The organism is Nonomuraea sp. NPDC049784 (genome assembly GCF_040659615.1).
Taxonomy (GTDB): domain Bacteria; phylum Actinomycetota; class Actinomycetes; order Streptosporangiales; family Streptosporangiaceae; genus Nonomuraea.
The window spans coordinates 1-1398 of the sequence record NZ_JBFAMX010001206.1; the positions used below are offsets into that span (position 1 = coordinate 1).

General features: G+C 71.3%; 2 protein-coding genes and 1 pseudogene. 2 read left to right on the forward strand and 1 reads right to left on the reverse strand.

The window, feature by feature from the left end; translation table 11 throughout:
- A partial coding sequence (locus tag AB0J09_RS64740; protein WP_360714427.1) for a CbiX/SirB N-terminal domain-containing protein occupies nt 1-309 on the forward strand: 309 nt, incomplete at its 5' end.
- A gap of 6 nt (nt 310-315) precedes the next feature.
- On the opposite strand, the gene AB0J09_RS64745 is transcribed toward AB0J09_RS64740, so the two are convergent.
- Complete coding sequence (locus AB0J09_RS64745) at nt 316-1041, reverse strand: DUF1707 domain-containing protein (RefSeq protein WP_360714429.1); 726 nt, start codon at nt 1039-1041, stop codon at nt 316-318.
- 169 nt (nt 1042-1210) lie between these two features.
- Here AB0J09_RS64745 and AB0J09_RS64750 point away from each other — a divergent pair.
- A pseudogene (locus tag AB0J09_RS64750) lies at nt 1211-1398 on the forward strand (ankryin); the annotation flags it as partial.

The following is a 1398-nucleotide window of genomic DNA, read 5'->3' on the forward strand; positions in this document are numbered from 1 at the left end:
GTGATCGCGGAGCTGGCGCGCGCGTGGCGGCGTTCCGGCTGGTGGACGGTGTCCGCCGCCTATGCCTCGGCCGCAGCCCCCTCCCCCGCCGAGGCGGTCGCCGCGCTCAGACGGGCGGGCGCCCCGAGGGTGGCCGTCGCGCCGTATCTGCTGGCGCCCGGCTATTTCGCGGACAAGGTACGGCGGAGCACCCTCGAAGCGGGCGCCACGGTGGTGTCGGACGTGCTCGGCCCGGCGCCCGAGCTGGTGGACGTGCTCCTGGAACGTTACGAGTCTGCCTATCGGCAGCCTGTGTCCTTGGTCGGCTGAGCCCTCTCAGTAGCCCCTTCTCAGGTCGCGACGCTCGTCGCGGAGCTGCCTGCCGAGCTCGCGGCCCTCGCGGCGCATCTGCCTGCCCAGGGCCCGCCAGTCCTCGCCGTGCAGGCGCCGCCAGTGCTCGCGCCAGGCCGCGAACCCGCGCTGCAGCGGCTGCGCCCGCGAGTCGCCGATCACCTTGACGTCGCCCATCACCGCGTACGCGCGCACGCGCACCACGGGGACGTTCATGCCGGGGGCCGCCTCCAGGACGTCCACCTTCTTGTCGCCCATGACGGCCATGCCGTCGAGGTCCACGTTCACGCCGTCGGGCACGATGATCTTCACGTCGCCCATCACGGAGACGGCGGTGATGTCCACCATGTCGGTGCGCACCTCGGCCTCGCGCAGGTCGAGCAGCACGTCGCCCATCACGGCGACCGCGCCCAGCTCCTGGTCGATCCGCCAGGTGCCGCGCCGCTTGGTGTCGCCCATGACACCCACGAACCACCGCCGCTTCCTGCCCTCGTGCTGCACGGGAACGGGGACGGGGGCGGGCATGGCTCCGGACGGCAGGTCCTGGGTGAGCAGGGCCAGCTCCGCGTGCGTGGTCGCGGTATAGGCGGCCTCCGTGCGGTCGGTCAGCTCGGCGAGCGTGAGCCTGCCTTCGACCGAGGCGACACGGAGCTGCTCGACGACGGCCTCGCGCTCGGCGTCCGACGCGCGGAGCTCACCTGGATCAGTCATACTCGCAACATATCGCGTTTGGCCGGGATTGAAGCTCCTCCCCCGGTAGGAAAAACGTGTCATCCCTTGTAGGTGTTTGAACCTGGACGGGGCTTTGGCGCGTACCAAGCGATGACACGGGGCCCTGACATGGCCCGGGGCGCGGCCGGACCAGGTTAGGGTCCCTGTCATGCATGAGGAACAGCTCTACCGCGCGGCGTTGAACGGCGAGTTGGAGACAGTGGGCAAGCTGCTCGCCGGCGGCGCCGATCCCAATAGTGCGAGCGAAGAAGGGCTGCCGCTGTGCGCGGCCGCCGCGTGGGACCGCGTCGAGGTGGCCGGCGCGCTGCTGACGGCCGGCGCGGACGTGAACGGCCG